Origin of the sequence: Peredibacter starrii (assembly GCF_034259205.1) — a bacterium.
Taxonomy (GTDB): domain Bacteria; phylum Bdellovibrionota; class Bacteriovoracia; order Bacteriovoracales; family Bacteriovoracaceae; genus Peredibacter; species Peredibacter starrii.
Window position 1 is genome coordinate 798,878 of record NZ_CP139487.1, and the last position, 15,758, is coordinate 814,635.

Consider the following 15,758-nt stretch of genomic DNA (forward strand, 5'->3'; position numbering starts at 1 on the left):
AGAGACACCAAGACATTAGAGTTATTTCGGCGGGGTGATTTAAAGCTCAACTCCATCATAGATAGTGTCCTCTAAAGGTGGCGGAGCATCAAGGTTATAGGCAAGTTTAAACGTAAATTCAGTCTCGTATTCCTCTCTAGCTTCTTCGCTCCACTTTCCATGAGTCTTTAACCAGAACATGGTCATGTTTGGATATTTTCCAGATGTCGCCATTTTAAAAGCTGTACTTGCTACTGCTTCGATAGACTTAGCTTTGCCCATCTTCATCGCCCGTTCAATTTCTGAATCTTCTTCCATCCTTCTTTCGAAGGTAGACAGGGAAATGCCCAAATAATCAGCAATATTTTGACGAGTGAGACCCCTAGAGGAGAGTTCTCTAATTGTTACAAGATGATTATCTGGTAAATCGACTTTCTTTCGTCCCATGAGGCCATTCTCTCATAGGAAGATAAAAAATCAATTTCGAAGGCACTATTCTAAAAAGAAACTTTGTAATTCATCTGTGGCAAATTCAAAAGTCTTGAGGCCATCTCTAAAAAAGCGAAGCTGAATTTTAGCAGTTTTGTATTGGTTCAAATTTCTGATGAAACGATCTTGGTTGTAAATTACAAGATAATCGTTTTTAGTATTTTGAGGGATTTTTATTTCATAGCTTTCAAGATTGTCATTTCCAAATTTGACTCTCATTTCTTCAAGCCTTCCAATTGCGATATGATTAAAACTTATTTGGCCCTTTGTAACTTCAATGGATGCAACTCGATGGCCATTACTGTATTTCACTAAGCCGATCTTGGCTTGAGTCCCGCCATGGTAAGGAAAGCTTAGGTTCACTTTATTTTTAGAGTGAGATACTGCCATGTATGTCACGCTATTATCCATAGGGTCTATCTGAGTCCCGTATTTCCAGTTCTTAGAGCTTTCCTGTTTAAACTGTGGGAGTGATGCTTTTTGCTTTTCTAACATTGAATTCATTTCTTTAGATGACCTAACTTGTACAAGTCCACATCCTGAAGAAATGATAAGGAGGAGAGTGAATAGCTTATTCATGTTTAGTCCTTAAACTTACAGCTCAGTCCACCTGAGTCATGGAGATAGCAAATAGCTTCATCATTCTCTAAGCGGAGCATTCCATTGTTAAATCTTTCAGTGGTGAATTGGCTGCTTTGGACAGCATTCGTTTTTGAGAATGACACAATCAATAGGATGAGAAGAATCAGTCTCATTGTCTCTTTACCTTCCTGAGAACAACTTCAAAAATTCCTGCATTGATCTCACTTTCATACTCATTTAAGACTTTTTTTGGTTTAGGTTCTTTCCCAAAGCAAAGGTAATCCAAGCTTACGTCAAAGTAGTCTGCTACCTTCTTTAGCTGGGTAAGGCTTTTAGGTTCGGCCCCTGCAAGCCAGTTATGAAGCGTTTGAGCAGGTATTTTCGTGGCCCGAGATAAATGGGTCACTGTAATGCCTGAGTCTGCAATAAGCCTTTTTAAAGTCGTTTTGATAGTCACAATAGCTATCATGTCAGGTGTACGGTGTTTCATAAGCCTCAATCCGTTTAGTGACACTAAAATCCCTTTAGAGACATTAATTAGTGTCAGTTGAGATCTTTGAAACCGAATAGGTGAGCGTGAATTGGGCGTGAGGACAGGTAGAAAAGGGTAGAAATTGAGGGAAATTCAGAGAATGGGCAAAGGAGAAAAATGTTAATAATTAGAAAGATTTACATTAGAATTCAGTGAGATACAGAGTTTTTCTTTGACCGCTCATAACCCGAAGGTCGTAGGTTCAAATCCTGCTCCCGCAACCAAAATTCCTTAAATTTATAACTTAATGTACTTTCGCCAGCGAAAGTGGGTCCTGCTTATATTCCACTTTTGAAGGATGGCCTTAAGAACTTAGATTGTTTTTGAAAGACCGTAAGAGCTTTCGGTAAAATACCTAACTTCCATTGAAACGAGGTCTAGGTGAGAGAACAAAAGCTTCTTAAAATTCTTAAAGAGACATTTGGGTATACGTCCTTTCGTTTCGAACAACATAAAATCATCAATTCAGTTTTAGACGGTAACGATACACTCGCCATCATGCCAACTGGTGGTGGTAAATCCCTTTGTTATCAAATCCCCGCCCTTTATCTTGATGGTATTACGATTGTTATTTCTCCACTCATCTCTTTGATGCAAGACCAGGTGATGAATTTGAAAGAAGTGGGGGTCAAGGCCGTCTTTCTTAATTCGGCCCTGAGTCATCATGAATCGAGAAAGACGAAAGAGAAAATCAAACAAGGCAAAGTAAAGCTCGTCTATGTTTCCCCAGAGGGAATTCTTACTCCGACGATGATCGAGTTTTTCAAGGACGTTGAGATTTCACTTATCGCCATTGATGAAGCCCATTGCGTTTCTCAGTGGGGACATGAATTCAGAAAAGATTATACAAGACTTGGTGAACTCAAAGATTCATTTCCGGAAGTTCCGGTGATCGCTTTGACTGCAACAGCCGACGCAAAGACTAGAAGTGATATTTCTGATCAGTTAAGATTGAAGTCCCCGGCACTTTTTATTTCTTCTTTTGACCGACCCAATATTAAATACATCATTCAAGATCGGAATGATGAACTTAAGCAGCTAGATGGATTCATCAAATCACATCATCCGGAAGACACCGGAATTGTCTATTGCCTCTCGAGAGATAAGGTTGAGAGAGTTGCGGCCTCTTTAAAGAAAATGGGCTATCCAGCAGTTCCCTATCATGCAGGACTTTCTCAAGAAGTGAGAACAAAAAATCAAGAGCGCTTCAATGCAGATGATAGAATCATTGTCGTTGCAACCATTGCATTTGGAATGGGAATCGATCGTCCAGATGTTCGATTTGTGGCCCACTTGGATTTGCCTAAGAGTATTGAGAGCTATTACCAGGAGACTGGTCGAGCAGGGCGAGATGGTCTGCCTTCTACGGCCTGGATGATTTACGGTTTACAGGATGTGGTCAAGCTATCGCAGATGCTCGCGACGACAGATGCCGATGAAAATTATAAAAAAATTGCCAGACATAAATTAGATTCAATGCTCGCTCTATGTGAGGCCGCTAGTTGCCGTCGTCAATTTCTTCTCCAGTATTTTGGTGAAGCCGGAAAGAGTACCTGTAATTACTGTGACACATGTCTTTCACCACCGGTCATGTGGGACGCTACTGTAGATGCCCAGAAAATAATGTCGGCCATTTACCGAACGAAGCAGATTTATGGTGCTGGGCATGTGATCGATGTTTTACGAGGGAGTAGAAGTGCTAAGGTACTTGAGAGGAAGCATGATGAACTCTCAGTTTTTGGCATTGGAAAAGATCAGCCTAAAGAGCATTGGGACATTATTCTTAGGCAGCTAATGAATTTAAACTATGTTTCGATTAAGGACTGGGAATATCGCGGTCTCCATTTAAATCAGAAGTCCCTCGAAATCCTGACAGGTAAGCAGAAGTTACAGTTAAGAAAACAGAAGTTGGCCCCGGCAAAAGCTGATAAGAAAGAAAATTCGAGGACGAGAGAAATTAAGCATGATCGCCATGATCTTTTCGAAGCTTTGCGTAATTTGAGAAATACTATCGCCAAAGAAAAGAAGCTACCTTCTTATATTGTTTTTAACGACAAATCCCTCCATGATATGTGCCACCTTCTTCCCCGAGACGAGGATGAATTTCTAATGGTTCACGGGGTGGGGCAAAGTAAATTCGAGTCTTATGGGGATGCCTTTTTAGAAGTCATTGGAGAATATCTAAGTTCGCAGTAAATACTGCGTCAGCACCGTCGGCCATTCTGTCCGAAACTTGTACTCTAAAGGCCCAAATGTTAGAGTAAACGCTCAAAACGTTTAAGGAAGACATATGCGCCAATTAGAAAACTACGCTCTCGGTAAATGGACTCATGGCTTTGGTGAAGGTCAGCAGCTATTCAATGCTGTGACTGGTGAAGCTCTTTATACAGCAAGCTCACGCGGTCTGAATTTTGCCGATATGATGGATTATGCTCGTACCACTGGAGGAAAGAAGCTTCGTAAGATGACTTTCCAGGAACGTGGGCGCATGTTGAAGGCACTCGCACTTCATCTCAATGAGAAAAAAGAAGATTTTTATAAGATCAGTTACCTCACGGGTGCTACTCGTGTGGATTCCTGGATTGATATTGAAGGTGGTATCGGTAACTTGTTTGCCTATGCGTCTCTTCGTCGTCAGTTTCCTGATCTTCCTTATTACGTAGATGGCGGTATGGAAAAGCTCTCTAAGGGCGGAAGCTTTGTGGGTCATCACATTGCTGTTCCTAAGCAGGGTGTAGCGATTCATATTAACGCTTTCAACTTTCCGGTTTGGGGAATGCTTGAAAAAATCGCGGTTAACCTGTTCGCGGGTGTACCGGCGATTGTGAAGCCTGCGACCATCACAAGTTTTTTAACTGAAGCAGTAGTAAAAGAAATAGTGGCCTCTAAAATTTTACCTGAAGGATCACTTCAGCTTATTTGTGGTTCTGCAAACGGAATTCTTGATCACGTCATCAATCAGGATGTGGTGACATTCACTGGTTCTGCCTCAACTGGTAAAATGCTTAAGTCTCACTCACGTTTAGTGCAAGAATCAGTACCGTTCAATCTGGAAGCAGATTCTTTAAATGCCATGGTTCTTGGTCTTGATGTGAAACCTGGTTCAGCTGAGTTTGATATCTTCATTAAAGAAGCCGCTAAAGAAATTACAATCAAAGCAGGACAAAAGTGTACGGCCGTACGTCGTCTCATCGTTCCTGAAAATCTTATCGAAGCTGTTCAAGAGGGCATTAGTAAGCGTCTTGCTACAACAACTATTGGTAGCCCTGAGAACAAAGATGTTCGTATGGGTTCACTTGCTGGTGAGACTCAACGTCAAGAAGTGCGTGAGAAAGTTAATCAATTGAGCCGTTCACAAAAAATCGTTTACGGTAACCTTGATGAATTTAATGTCGTAGGCGCTGATGCTAAGAAAGGGGCCTTCATGCCACCGATCTTGTTCTTAAACGATAGACCGTTTGAAAAAACTGACTGCCACAACATTGAGGCCTTCGGTCCAGTTTCAACTATCATGCCTTATAAAACGACCGACGATGCGATTGAACTTTCTCGCATGGGACTTGGTTCACTCGTTTCTTCAATTGCAACCGCAGACGATGATATTGCTCGCGAGTTTGTGGTTGGTGCTGCGAACATGCACGGACGTATTCTCGTGTTCAACGCTGATTGTGCCAAAGAGAGCACAGGTCACGGTTCTCCAATGCCAATGCTGGTGCATGGTGGCCCGGGTCGCGCAGGTGGTGGGGAAGAGATGGGTGGTAAGCGTGGAGTGATGCACTATCTTCAGCGCACGGCCATTCAGGGTAGTCCGACAACTCTAACTAAAATTACGAATCAATATCAGTATGGGGCAAAGCAGACGATCTGTGATGTGCACCCATTCCGCAAGTACTTCGAAGAACTTAAAATCGGTGAGACTCTTGTTACTGAAAAACACCATGTGACTTTGGAAGACATTGAGAACTTCGCTGATCTGTCAGGCGACAAATTTTATGCTCACATGGATGAAAAATCCCTCGAAGGCACAATGTTCAAGGGGAGAGTGGCCCATGGTTACTTCATCCTATCGAGAGCAGCTGGATTGTTCGTGGATCCTCCCAAAGGTCCGGTTCTTCTTAATTATGGTCTTGATGAGTGCCGTTTCATTAAGCCTGTATATCCTGGCGCCACAATTGGCGTGCGTTTTACCTGTAAAGAGAAAGTCGACCAGGAAAAGAAGTCACCCGAGGACATCGCTAAAGGCATCGTGAAATGGTTAGTAGACGTCTACGATGAGACTGGTGATTCTGTGGCCATTGCGACAATCTTGACCATGGTGAAGAAAAAAAATCAGAACGCTTGATTATTGAAAAAAGCGTTCTGAGTTGTCAGGGCAAGGTCCATTGCTTTTTCGACTGAATCATTTTTTCAAGATTATTCAGTTCTTTTTGTACATCCTCGGGGATGTTAGTTCCTGAGGATCCTGAGAAATCAAACATAATGCTTTCTCGATACTCATCAAGGCATTGTTTTGCGACCGGAGATTTATAATATTTCTTAATACATTGTTTTAAGAATAAGTCTCCGGAGCCAAAGAACTGTTCTCTTTTAAGATATTTCTCTGACCATCCTATCCAGTAGCTGATTTCAGGGGCCAGAGAGGAATTTGGATTTTCAAAAATAAAGTTAGAAAGAAGACCTGAGGAAAATAATAGATCAACGTCAAAATTTTCAATCGAGCTATTTTGTTTTTTTAATGGGATTAACTCTTTAGAAATAAAAGCTCTGACTTCTTTGTCATTTGTTAGACCAGATAAATATTTACTTCCCTTCCAGTGTTTTGCTCTTCTTGTCCATATTTTAAGCTCAGTGCGGACTTCCTCTGGTATGTCCTTCTTTATTGAATAGCTTTCCAAAAACTTTTCAAGATTGGCCGGATCCTTTTGGACCTTGGCCTCAATAAGTAGTACTTGTTTGAAAGGAAGGATAAGATCCTTAAAATCTTTTTTAATTAGTTTATCATCGATGTTTCGAGTGAAACTTTGCTTAGCGTCCACGTATCGACGGACGATGAGTTGAGCGATCCCTAAATTGTAACTATCAGTGAATTTAGAACTATCAATTGAGAGCTCTCCATTTTGGAAACTAGAAGGATGAGAAGGGGGCATTCTTGTGTGACAGTCCAGACAGAGCGAAGTGGTTTCCTGGAGTCTCCAATGAGCGTAATCTTTTTTCCCACTTTTGTATGCTTGGAGGCTATCCTCAAGGTGTTCATTTACTAAAGCATAAGAAGGGGCAAAGATGTCCTCTTTTAAGAGACTGTCATGTTTTGCATTTTTAAAAGCTGTTTGTAACTCAGCAATCTTGGCCGTTATAACTTCTTCGTTCTTCTTATCCATGAATTTGTCTCTGTCAGTTATAAATGGGATCAAGTCAGTAAGAGCAAGAAATGCTTTGTTCATTTGTAAAACTGGCCCGCTAATTGCGAGACCACAAATTAACATAGTGATGAAGGCCAAGCTTAGTTTGAACATAAATCCTCTATTATTTTTTGTCTTTAATCGTAAATTTTTCAATGATCAGAGCACCTGTCATTAATGCTCCCGCTGATAGTATCAATCCTCTTTGTATTTGTTGAATACCTTCCGGTTGAAGCGGTGAGGCGGTTAACGATTGCATTAGGAGCATTGCGGAGGTCATTGTAATTGCTGACGCAATTTCAGTACTAACTGGAATTGACCAAGGAGCGAATGAATCCGCTTTCAGGATTAGATAATCTTGTTTTCGGGGAAAGTCTTGCATGTCGCCAATGTCCCCAATCCTTTTAAGCGAAATAGGCTTTACTGATTCGATGACAAATACCGGCTTCATTTGTCCGTTACCATCGGAATCGAATTTTTGAAAAATAACGTGACCTTTTACAAAGGCCTCATCTGCGGACTCTAAGGAGCTTATGCTGTTTATTAATTTCTGATCTTTCACAAGACTTGGTACGGCCATGGCATCCGATTGATTTCTTGGAATGAATTCAATTGAATTACCTTTCATTTTGACTTTACCCAGAACCTCAATTTCGGCAAATGACTCTGCCTTAATTAAAGAAGGGACCAAGAGTGAGAATAGAAATATTTTGAGCATGAGGAATTTCATGCTTCTGATTTTATCTAAGAAATCGTGAAAATTTGCTGATCTATATCAGTTGCCAATAATTGATGAGTCTTTGAGCGGACTCCAAAGAACTTTTGATCCCATGACTTCCGAAATAGTCCCCCGCCAAAAAAATATTATCCTCAGCAAAACTAAACTGATGTTCGGGCCCAAGAGAGGTTAAAGCTTCTGAATAACGCCATTTATGAGCATGAGAGTCTAAAACAATACCCTCAACCAAAGACAAGCACTCATTTTTTATGGCTTCTTTCTCCTTTCCCAGGACTTCTTCGAGGTATTCAGACTTTACTTCAAATAAAGAAAAACACTGATTGTTAGGCAGAGTTCTGCGAATCTTAAGATTGAAATACTTTTCTAATAGCTCGAAATTAGAATTCAGATTTGTTAACACCAAAAATTGAACAATCGATGTGTATTTTATTTTTTCTAGGAAATGAGCGCTTTTTCTCGACCTTTCGAGAATTAACTTACTTTGAGGAGCGGGACATGTCAGTATTACCTTTTTACTTTCAATGACCCTTTCGTTTGTCCCAAGAATTTTAATTTTTCCACTATCATGTTCTAAATGGGTAACTTCCCAATTGTTTAGAACCATCAGTTCTTTTGATTCATCTTTTATCCATTTATGTGGATCTTTTATTGAGATATTTTCAATCTGGATTTCTTGAGGTCCATGATTAAAAGGATGACCATCTAATCGGCGAGAGGCAATTCTTCCTCCTACTCCTCGTGACTTCTCTAGAAGGATTGAATCTGATAATTGCTTTGCCAGGTGAATACCTGTAATTCCTGCGCCTATAATGCAAATTTCGTTCATTATGTCCTCTGAATGGTCAACTAAGTCCATTCTGAACGATTGAACAAGGCTTTGCGATTAATTCTTTGTTTGTGTAAGGAATGTTCAATTCTTTTTGAAGCATTCCAACTTATGAACCAAACGACCATCAACAATCGAGATTTGAAGTCGACCATCTTTTGAGAATTCGGCCGTGCTTAATGAACCTTTGGTATAGTCCGGTTCTTCGGTGATGCTGATGAAGTAGGGTCCGTATTCCTTGTTTCCGCTTAGGGTGAAGCCACGTCCATCAAGATCGGTCGAAAGTGAAATATGAACAGGATTTTCTGTCTCTACAGTAAGTTCCTTCCTTTCTTGTCGAGTTGATCCGTCAGGAAAACTTTCAAAGACTTGGGCCGTACACGAGATTGATTGAGCTTGAGCAGTTGATACGATGAATGAAAACGCTAATAATGTAAAAAGACGCATAAATTTTCTCCCTCACTCATTAAGGATGAGTGAAGGAGAGGTAAATGACAATTTTTATTTGAGCATGATGTCTTCGAACGATGAGAGACCGGCCTTGGCACCTTCACCCATTGCGATGATGATTTGCTTATAAGGTACATCAGTCACATCACCGGCAGCGTAGATTCCAGGAATGTTTGTTCGACATTTCTCATCAACCAGGATTTCACCAAACTTATTCATCTCGACCACACCTTTCACGAATGAACTGTTCGGCACGAGACCAATTTGAACGAACACACCATCGAGCTCCAGAGATTTCAATTCACCAGAAGTGCGATCTTCAAACTCAAGTGCGGTCACCTTACCGTTGTCACCAATCACGCGGTTAGTGCGGGCGTTCTTAATGATCTTCACATTAGGAAGTGATTCTAATTTATCCACTAAAACCTTATCGGCCTTAAGTGTAGGCATGAATTCAAAGACAGTCACTGATTTCACAATACCAGCAAGATCAATGGCAGCTTCGATACCAGAGTTACCACCACCAACTACCGCAATGTCTTTGCCTTTAAAATAAGGGCCGTCACAGTGAGGACAGAAGGCAACTCCGCGACCCAAGTATTCTTTTTCACCTGGAATGTTAAGCTCTTTCCATTTCGCACCAGTTGCTACAATCAGCGATTTCGTATGCAGGAATTCACCACTTTCAAGTTCAATACGTTTATTAGGACCTTCACCAACGGTTTTTACACGACGGTGTTCAAGGATCTTAATATCGTAATCTGAGATATGGGCCATAAGTTGAGCTGCCAGTTGTGGACCTTCCGTATATTTAATCCCAATCAGGTTTTCGATACCTTTAGTATCTTGAACCTGACCACCAATTCTTTCAGCGATAATAGCAGTTCTAAGGCCTTTTCGAGCAGAATAGATGGCAGATGAAGCGCCAGCGGGTCCAGCACCAACGACTACCACATCAAATTCACCAAGATCCAGCGTTTTTGGTTCTGCTGAAACTGAATCATCAATGCCAAATTCTTTTTCAAGTTTTGAGATTAGATCTACCAATCCAATTTTTCCCGAACTGATTAGCTTATCGCCGATCATAACACTTGGGACACCTTGGATGCCGAGCTTCTGAACTTCATCTTGAACTAAACCACCATCAATCATAGTGTGTTTAAAGTCGGGTTTGTTAAGGGCCATGATGTTTAAGGCCTGAACTACTTCAGGACAATTTTCACAACTTAAAGAAATATAAGTGCGAATATCCACACTGCCTTTAAGACGCTTTACTCGATTTAGGATGGATTCATCAGGTAATTTGCCTTTTCCGTCAGCATTTAAAATTGCGAGAACCAGGGAAGTAAACTCATGTCCGCCAGGAACACCTAAAAAAGTAATGCCAGTCTCTTTCCCAGCATGACCCAAAGTTAGTTTTGGTACTTCAGAATTCTCGAAAGATTCCTTTACGAGGATCTTGTCAGATGTTGAAGCTAACGACTTAATCAGGTCGAGCAGATCTTTTTGCTTCTCATGACTTGATTGAGCATAAGTAAGTGTCACTTCATTCTCAAGGGCCTTATAAACGTTCTTTAATTGTTCTAAAATATTATTATCTAACATAACAAACCTTTTAAAAGTGAGGCCCCTTTTGGGGCCTCGTTCTTTAATTTTTTAGCTTAGATTTTACCAACGAGGTCTAGACCTGGTTTTAAAGTATCAGCACCTGGCTTCCACTTAGCAGGACATACTTCGTTCGGATGGTTGCGGATAAATTGAGCGGCCTGAACTTTGCGAAGAAGTTCATCAGCATTACGGCCAATTCCGTTATCTTGAACTTCTGCTAGTTTAATTTTTCCATCTGGGTCCACTAGGAAAGTACCGCGGTAAGCGAGACCTTCTTCTTCGATGTACACACCGAAGGCGCGAGATAGAGCACCAGTTGGATCTGCTAGCATAGGGTAGTTGATCTTCTTGATTGATTCTGAAGTATCGTGCCAAGCTTTGTGAGTGAAGTGTGTATCAGTACTTACTGAGTAAACTTCAACACCCATTTTTTTGAATTCTTCATATTTCTCAGCAACGTCTACAAGCTCAGTTGGACACACGAATGTGAAGTCAGCTGGGTAAAAAAAGAACACGGCCCATTTGCCTTCGATGTCCTTATTAGTAACAGTTCTGAATTCATTCTTGTGATATACCTGTGCTTTGAATTCCGGGACTTTTGTATTGATAATAGTTTGCATGTGTAGATCCTCCTATTTTGGATATGTTCACAGGATTGATCTTCGTACAAATCCGATATCCCATCCAATATTTGATTTTTATGAGTCGATAGATAAAACCTATGATGCTTAAGCTGTTGAAATTTAGGATGTTTCTGAGGAGTCTTGGAGCGGTTTGGTCATGGAATATTTACATGAAGATAGAGGAAGTTTAATTCATTCGTTATGTAGAAGAAAATCAGGAGAAAATAATGAAAACCTTTATTGTTGGTCTTATCACTTTGCTTCCTTTTTCAAGTTTCGCAGCAAATACTACGTGTGTAAAAGACGCATCAGAGTATGCAATTTCCTATGTTGAAAAATTTTACAACCAAAAGGCAGTTGTTGATAGCGTTTCAGGTAATGCTGAAAACCGTGGTCCAGATGGGTATGTTGCCTTAGGGGTTAAGGTCGCTCTAGAAGATGGTTCATCACTTCGAGTGATTTCGATGATGACTCCAGGATGTGTTCTCGTTGATATTATGGCATTCGAAATATAGTTATTGCTTCGAGACATTTGCTATTTGCAGATGTCTCGCACACCTTTAATGCCATCTTCTTTACATGCCTCTTTCAGAATTTCATTCTGGGCCGTTCCAACCATTTCAGTCACATCGAGGAATTTAACATTCGCAGATTTCATTTTCCCATTTCTAAAGAATTCAACGGTAAACTGATTTGCATTGGAGTTTCGGTGAGCTTGATAAAGTTCAACCACTTTTTCCACGCGAGTCCCATTACCTTTGATGATAATGTCACCCACTTGTAGAATATTCTTGTTAGGGGAGTCAGGAAGAATTTCTTCAACCTGAACACCGCCTTTCACATCTTGCATGAGATTCTTCATATCGGATGCCGATAAACTTTTGAAGGACATTCGGGCATCCATAGCTTTTGGAACACATTCAAAGTAAACATCGAACTGTGGCACTGGTTTCACGTCGGTTGTGGTCTGCGTATTCATGGGTCCATAGGCCCCATACATACTCACTCCGGCACCGTATGCTCCATATCTTCCATAGTATGGTGAGACGCCGTAATAATATGTCGGTCCATATGTGTTAGTTTGAGTGATCTCTTTTTGAAATGATGTATCTCGAATCGTTAGGATATGAGTGTAGGGTTGATTCATTTCTTTACAGAGTTCAATCGCATGAAACTTAGCATAGAGTTGGGCCTTCTCTTTTTTCGTCGCCGAATTCCCCTGAAAAGTAGAAACTCTTAGATTCTGATCGACAATCTTGTCTGAGAACCCTGTCTTCCCCTTGCTCTCTTTATAAGATGCAGGTTCAGAAGCACAACCAACTAAAGCAATAAGAGACATAATAGCTATTGATCTCATGCAGAATTCCTTTTGCAGACAACTGCTTGTGTAGACTTTCTTAAAATGAAATTTCAGTAAAGTAGCATGGCGATAGTGATCTACTTTTCTATTCTTAGGAGAAGTTTTAGTTCATGGCTTCATTAATGATTCATTACAATTGATGTCATGAAGGTCTTGATACTGTTCCTAGTCATGCTTTTTCCTTTCGTCGCTTTTGCGCAAGAGCAAGATGAACAAAGCAACGATCAAACTCTTCAGGAAGAGCAGAAAGTAGAAGAAAAACAAACCCCAACAACTCAGACCCCTCAACGGCAGCAAGATAAAATCCAGGTCGAATGCGTTTGTCCTTCCCCCGCTCCTCAACAAGAAGTAGAGCAAGAGCAACAGGCGCCACAAATCTTTCCAGATAATGCCGTCTTTAATATAACGCCTGCGTCGCCAGAGCCCCCAGTGGCAGAAGAGCAAGAGAAGGAGGAATTTGAACTACCACCTGGTTATCTTCAAAAACTGCCTCCAGGCTTTAGTAACGATCAATATAAACGGATAGGACCGTATTAGTCGGAAATGAATTATTGAAGTTTTTCATCATCTTTCCACATTTCTCTAAGATACTAAGATCATGCGAAATCTAACTCCCAAAATCCTTTTAGTAGAAGACGACCCCATGTTGGGTGAAGGTCTAGTTATTAGCCTTAAACTTGAGGGTAATGAAATTACCTGGAAGAAAACAGTGAAAGAGGGCTATGACGAATTTTCGTCAGGCTCCTATGATCTGGCGATACTCGATATCAACCTTCCGGACGGAATGGGCACCGATCTTTGTAAAAAAATTAGATCTGAGAATAAAGAAATTGGAATTCTTTTTCTTACTGCCAAGACTGATGAAGATACGGTCGTCCGTGCTCTCGATTTGGGCGCAAACGATTTTGTGAAGAAGCCATTTTCTCACAAAGAACTTATGGCGAGAGTCAAAGTTGTTCTTCGTCCTAAATTCGGAGCAACTAAAGAACTTAAACTCGGTGAACTTCGAGTAAATCCTGAACAAAGAATGGTCACGTATAAAGATGAACCGATAACTCTAAACCGTCGTCAGTTCGATATCCTCTCTTATTTTATGTCTCATCATGATCAGATTATTACACGTGAACAGTTGCTCACTCATTTAGGAACTGAAGGCGATATCATTGATCGCACGGTTGATTCTCATGTAAGCCAACTTCGTAAAACTCTAAAGAGCAGTAACATCGACGATATTCAAATCACTTCCATTTATGGAGTGGGGTATAGACTTGAAAACCTGGAATAAATGGTCCTTCACACTTAAGTGGCTGGGACTTAGTGCCATTATCACCATCATCTGTGTTGTGGCCGGTGGCTACATTATGCGTGAACTCACAGAGCGAGAGCGAAAGCTTCAACTCAGTATGGGTGGCCCACACATGGAACATTTTGATGTCATGAAAAATCTTGTGGCGAGTGGAAAATTCTCTGCGGATGAGGCCTATAAGCTGGTCGAAAAATCCCGGGAGCCTCGTGGCCCGGTCCGTTCCTATTTGGTGGATAACAATAAAAATATCATCGATGCCCAAAAGGATGATGTACCTGATTTTGAAAAAGAAAAGTTAAACAAACTTTCCAATGATCGCTCTGTCGTTTTCATTAGAGAAGATAGGGGCTTTGGTCAAGGGCCTGGTCCTAGAATGAGAGGAGGTCCCGGTGGGCCACCTCCTGGCGCTCATCTTATTGGTCTGGTGTCAATTTCTGTGTCAATCATTGTAGGGATTGGTCTTTCATTTATCTTCCTTTCTTTTTATGTGAGAAAAAAATCAAAACAAGCTGAAGAAGTGATCGCCAAGCTCAAGGCGGGTGATCTTAAGGCCCGATTTAAAATTGGTGAAGTAGATGAGACCAGTCTTCTCATGTCTCGCTTTAATGAGATGGCCGATCAAATAGAAATTCTCGTAACGAATTTGAGAAACACTGAGAAGGCCCGCATGCTTATGCTTCAGGAGCTTGCTCATGATCTTAGGACTCCAGTGGCCTCACTAAAACAATTTCAAGAGATCCTGCTTCATCAAGGTCATCTTTTGGATGAAGAAAGTCGTCGTCGTACTCAGGTGCTGGCAATGAGAGAAGTTAATTACTTTGAAAGACTGGTAGAGGATCTGCTCTTCTTATCTGGTGTGAACGATCCTCGCTATAGCGTGAACTTTAAGAATGTGTCCCTGAATGATCTTATCCAGGAAGAAGTGGATAACTTTGAGACTTCAAAAATTAAAGTCGCTTTAGAGCTAAATTCAAATGCCTCAATCAAGGGTGACTCGCACCTATTGAAGCGACTTCTGAGAAATGCTCTTTCTAATGCTTCTCGCTTTGCTCGTTCTCAAATCACAGTTCGTCTTCGTACTGAGAACCAAAAGTTGTATCTAGAAATTATCGATGATGGTCCAGGAATGAAAGAAGAGTATCTTGAAAATTTTGGTGAGAAGAAGTTTTCTCGTGAGACCTCAAGTGATTCAAGTATTTCAATTGGTCTTGGTTCTGTCATTATGAAGAAGATTGTTACTCTTCATGAAGGTCTTTTCTCTGTAAGCAATCTTCCAAACAGTGGTCTCAAACTAACAATACAATTTCCTACCAAATAAAAAAGGGAAGCTTTCATGCCTCCCCCCTGTATAAAAGAGTTTGTAAGCTACTGTTTCGATCCCCTCAGACGTCGCAGTAGCTCACGCACTCAGTATCACTGGGCACTGGCGCTTCTTGGCCCGCCCTGTGGTTTTGAAATACCTTTTGATTCAAGACATGCATCGATTTTTGCTCGATCTTCTTCGCTCGGACGCTGGCCCCTTTCAGGTTTTGTAACACCTGTTTCAGAGATACAAGCATCCATGGCCGCTTTAAATTCACTGTTCATTCCACGACCTCTACCAGGTCCGCCCTGAGGTTTCGAGATACCTTTACTTGCCAGACATGAATCCATGGCTTGGCGATCTTCATCGCTTGGTCTAGTGCCTGGCTCTGGTCGAGAAATTCCAAGTTCTGCAGAACAAGCTTCGAGAGCGGCGTGAACTTCTTCATGACTACTTTGAGCCTGGGCATTTCCGTAAAATGAAAGAAGAGTTACTAGAGCTAGAGTGGTTGGTTTAACGTTCATAATGGTCTCCCTGTATAAGAGCACTTAGTGTGCATACA

Annotated in this window: 18 protein-coding genes; 6 read left to right on the forward strand and 12 right to left on the reverse strand. The window is 41.1% G+C overall.

Going from position 1 to position 15,758, the window contains the following annotated elements; all coding sequences use genetic code 11:
* Positions 1–39: 39 nt before the first annotated feature.
* From SOO65_RS04005 to SOO65_RS04020, 4 genes are read right to left on the reverse strand one after another with little or no spacing between them, the layout of a single operon-like run.
* On the reverse strand, positions 40–426 hold the full coding sequence (locus SOO65_RS04005; protein ID WP_321397316.1) for a hypothetical protein: 387 nt from the start codon (positions 424–426) through the stop codon (positions 40–42).
* A 45-nt stretch (positions 427–471) separates the two neighbouring features.
* Positions 472–1,047 carry a hypothetical protein gene (locus tag SOO65_RS04010; RefSeq protein WP_321397320.1) on the reverse strand — a complete coding sequence of 192 codons (576 nt, stop codon included), beginning with the start codon at positions 1,045–1,047 and terminating at the stop codon, positions 472–474.
* A 2-nt stretch (positions 1,048–1,049) separates the two neighbouring features.
* The gene (locus tag SOO65_RS04015; RefSeq protein WP_321397323.1) at positions 1,050–1,223 is read right to left on the reverse strand and encodes a hypothetical protein; all 174 of its coding nucleotides are present in this window, start codon (positions 1,221–1,223) and stop codon (positions 1,050–1,052) included.
* Complete coding sequence (locus SOO65_RS04020; RefSeq protein ID WP_321397326.1) at positions 1,220–1,540, reverse strand: helix-turn-helix domain-containing protein; 321 nt, start codon at positions 1,538–1,540, stop codon at positions 1,220–1,222. The genes SOO65_RS04015 and SOO65_RS04020 overlap by 4 nt, the downstream gene beginning before the upstream one ends.
* A gap of 423 nt (positions 1,541–1,963) precedes the next feature.
* Here SOO65_RS04020 and recQ point away from each other — a divergent pair, with 423 nt between their 5' ends.
* Positions 1,964–3,778, forward strand: a complete 1,815-nt coding sequence (gene recQ, locus SOO65_RS04025) for a DNA helicase RecQ (RefSeq protein WP_321397329.1) — start codon at positions 1,964–1,966, stop codon at positions 3,776–3,778.
* A 94-nt stretch (positions 3,779–3,872) separates the two neighbouring features.
* Positions 3,873–5,924: a phenylacetic acid degradation bifunctional protein PaaZ gene (gene paaZ / locus SOO65_RS04030; RefSeq protein ID WP_321397332.1), complete on the forward strand. Its 2,052-nt coding sequence runs from the start codon at positions 3,873–3,875 to the stop codon at positions 5,922–5,924.
* Between the two features lie 25 nt (positions 5,925–5,949).
* On the opposite strand, the gene SOO65_RS04035 is transcribed toward paaZ, so the two are convergent.
* The 6 genes from SOO65_RS04035 to ahpC all read right to left on the reverse strand — a co-directional run bounded on the left by SOO65_RS04035 (position 5,950) and on the right by ahpC (position 11,224).
* Complete coding sequence (locus tag SOO65_RS04035; protein ID WP_321397335.1) at positions 5,950–7,095, reverse strand: hypothetical protein; 1,146 nt, start codon at positions 7,093–7,095, stop codon at positions 5,950–5,952.
* A 10-nt stretch (positions 7,096–7,105) separates the two neighbouring features.
* Positions 7,106–7,711: a hypothetical protein gene (locus tag SOO65_RS04040; RefSeq protein WP_321397338.1), complete on the reverse strand. Its 606-nt coding sequence runs from the start codon at positions 7,709–7,711 to the stop codon at positions 7,106–7,108.
* A gap of 40 nt (positions 7,712–7,751) precedes the next feature.
* Positions 7,752–8,546, reverse strand: coding sequence for an FAD-dependent oxidoreductase (locus SOO65_RS04045; protein WP_321397341.1), 795 nt, complete (start codon positions 8,544–8,546; stop codon positions 7,752–7,754).
* Between the two features lie 84 nt (positions 8,547–8,630).
* The gene (locus SOO65_RS04050) at positions 8,631–8,993 is read right to left on the reverse strand and encodes a hypothetical protein (RefSeq protein WP_321397344.1); all 363 of its coding nucleotides are present in this window, start codon (positions 8,991–8,993) and stop codon (positions 8,631–8,633) included.
* A gap of 54 nt (positions 8,994–9,047) precedes the next feature.
* The gene (gene ahpF / locus SOO65_RS04055; protein WP_321397347.1) at positions 9,048–10,601 is read right to left on the reverse strand and encodes an alkyl hydroperoxide reductase subunit F; all 1,554 of its coding nucleotides are present in this window, start codon (positions 10,599–10,601) and stop codon (positions 9,048–9,050) included.
* A 56-nt stretch (positions 10,602–10,657) separates the two neighbouring features.
* On the reverse strand, positions 10,658–11,224 hold the full coding sequence (gene ahpC / locus SOO65_RS04060; RefSeq protein WP_321397350.1) for an alkyl hydroperoxide reductase subunit C: 567 nt from the start codon (positions 11,222–11,224) through the stop codon (positions 10,658–10,660).
* A 230-nt stretch (positions 11,225–11,454) separates the two neighbouring features.
* Between ahpC and SOO65_RS04065 the strand changes: the two genes are divergently transcribed.
* Positions 11,455–11,742 (forward strand): hypothetical protein, encoded by a 288-nt coding sequence (locus tag SOO65_RS04065; protein WP_321397354.1) that lies wholly within the window; start codon positions 11,455–11,457, stop codon positions 11,740–11,742.
* Between the two features lie 20 nt (positions 11,743–11,762).
* Here SOO65_RS04065 and SOO65_RS04070 read toward each other — a convergent pair whose 3' ends face one another.
* Positions 11,763–12,584, reverse strand: a complete 822-nt coding sequence (locus SOO65_RS04070) for a PDZ domain-containing protein (protein WP_321397357.1) — start codon at positions 12,582–12,584, stop codon at positions 11,763–11,765.
* 147 nt (positions 12,585–12,731) lie between these two features.
* On the opposite strand from SOO65_RS04070, the gene SOO65_RS04075 reads away from it, so the two are divergent.
* From SOO65_RS04075 to SOO65_RS04085, 3 genes are all read left to right on the forward strand, one after another.
* The gene (locus SOO65_RS04075) at positions 12,732–13,124 is read left to right on the forward strand and encodes a hypothetical protein (protein ID WP_321397360.1); all 393 of its coding nucleotides are present in this window, start codon (positions 12,732–12,734) and stop codon (positions 13,122–13,124) included.
* Positions 13,125–13,185: 61 nt separating this feature from the next.
* The gene (locus SOO65_RS04080; RefSeq protein ID WP_321397363.1) at positions 13,186–13,872 is read left to right on the forward strand and encodes a response regulator transcription factor; all 687 of its coding nucleotides are present in this window, start codon (positions 13,186–13,188) and stop codon (positions 13,870–13,872) included.
* The gene (locus SOO65_RS04085) at positions 13,856–15,211 is read left to right on the forward strand and encodes a HAMP domain-containing sensor histidine kinase (protein ID WP_321397366.1); all 1,356 of its coding nucleotides are present in this window, start codon (positions 13,856–13,858) and stop codon (positions 15,209–15,211) included. Before SOO65_RS04080 ends, SOO65_RS04085 begins: the two co-directional genes overlap by 17 nt.
* 95 nt (positions 15,212–15,306) lie before the next feature.
* Here SOO65_RS04085 and SOO65_RS04090 read toward each other — a convergent pair whose 3' ends face one another.
* Positions 15,307–15,720, reverse strand: a complete 414-nt coding sequence (locus tag SOO65_RS04090) for a hypothetical protein (protein WP_321397369.1) — start codon at positions 15,718–15,720, stop codon at positions 15,307–15,309.
* Between the last annotated feature and the right edge of the window lie 38 nt (positions 15,721–15,758).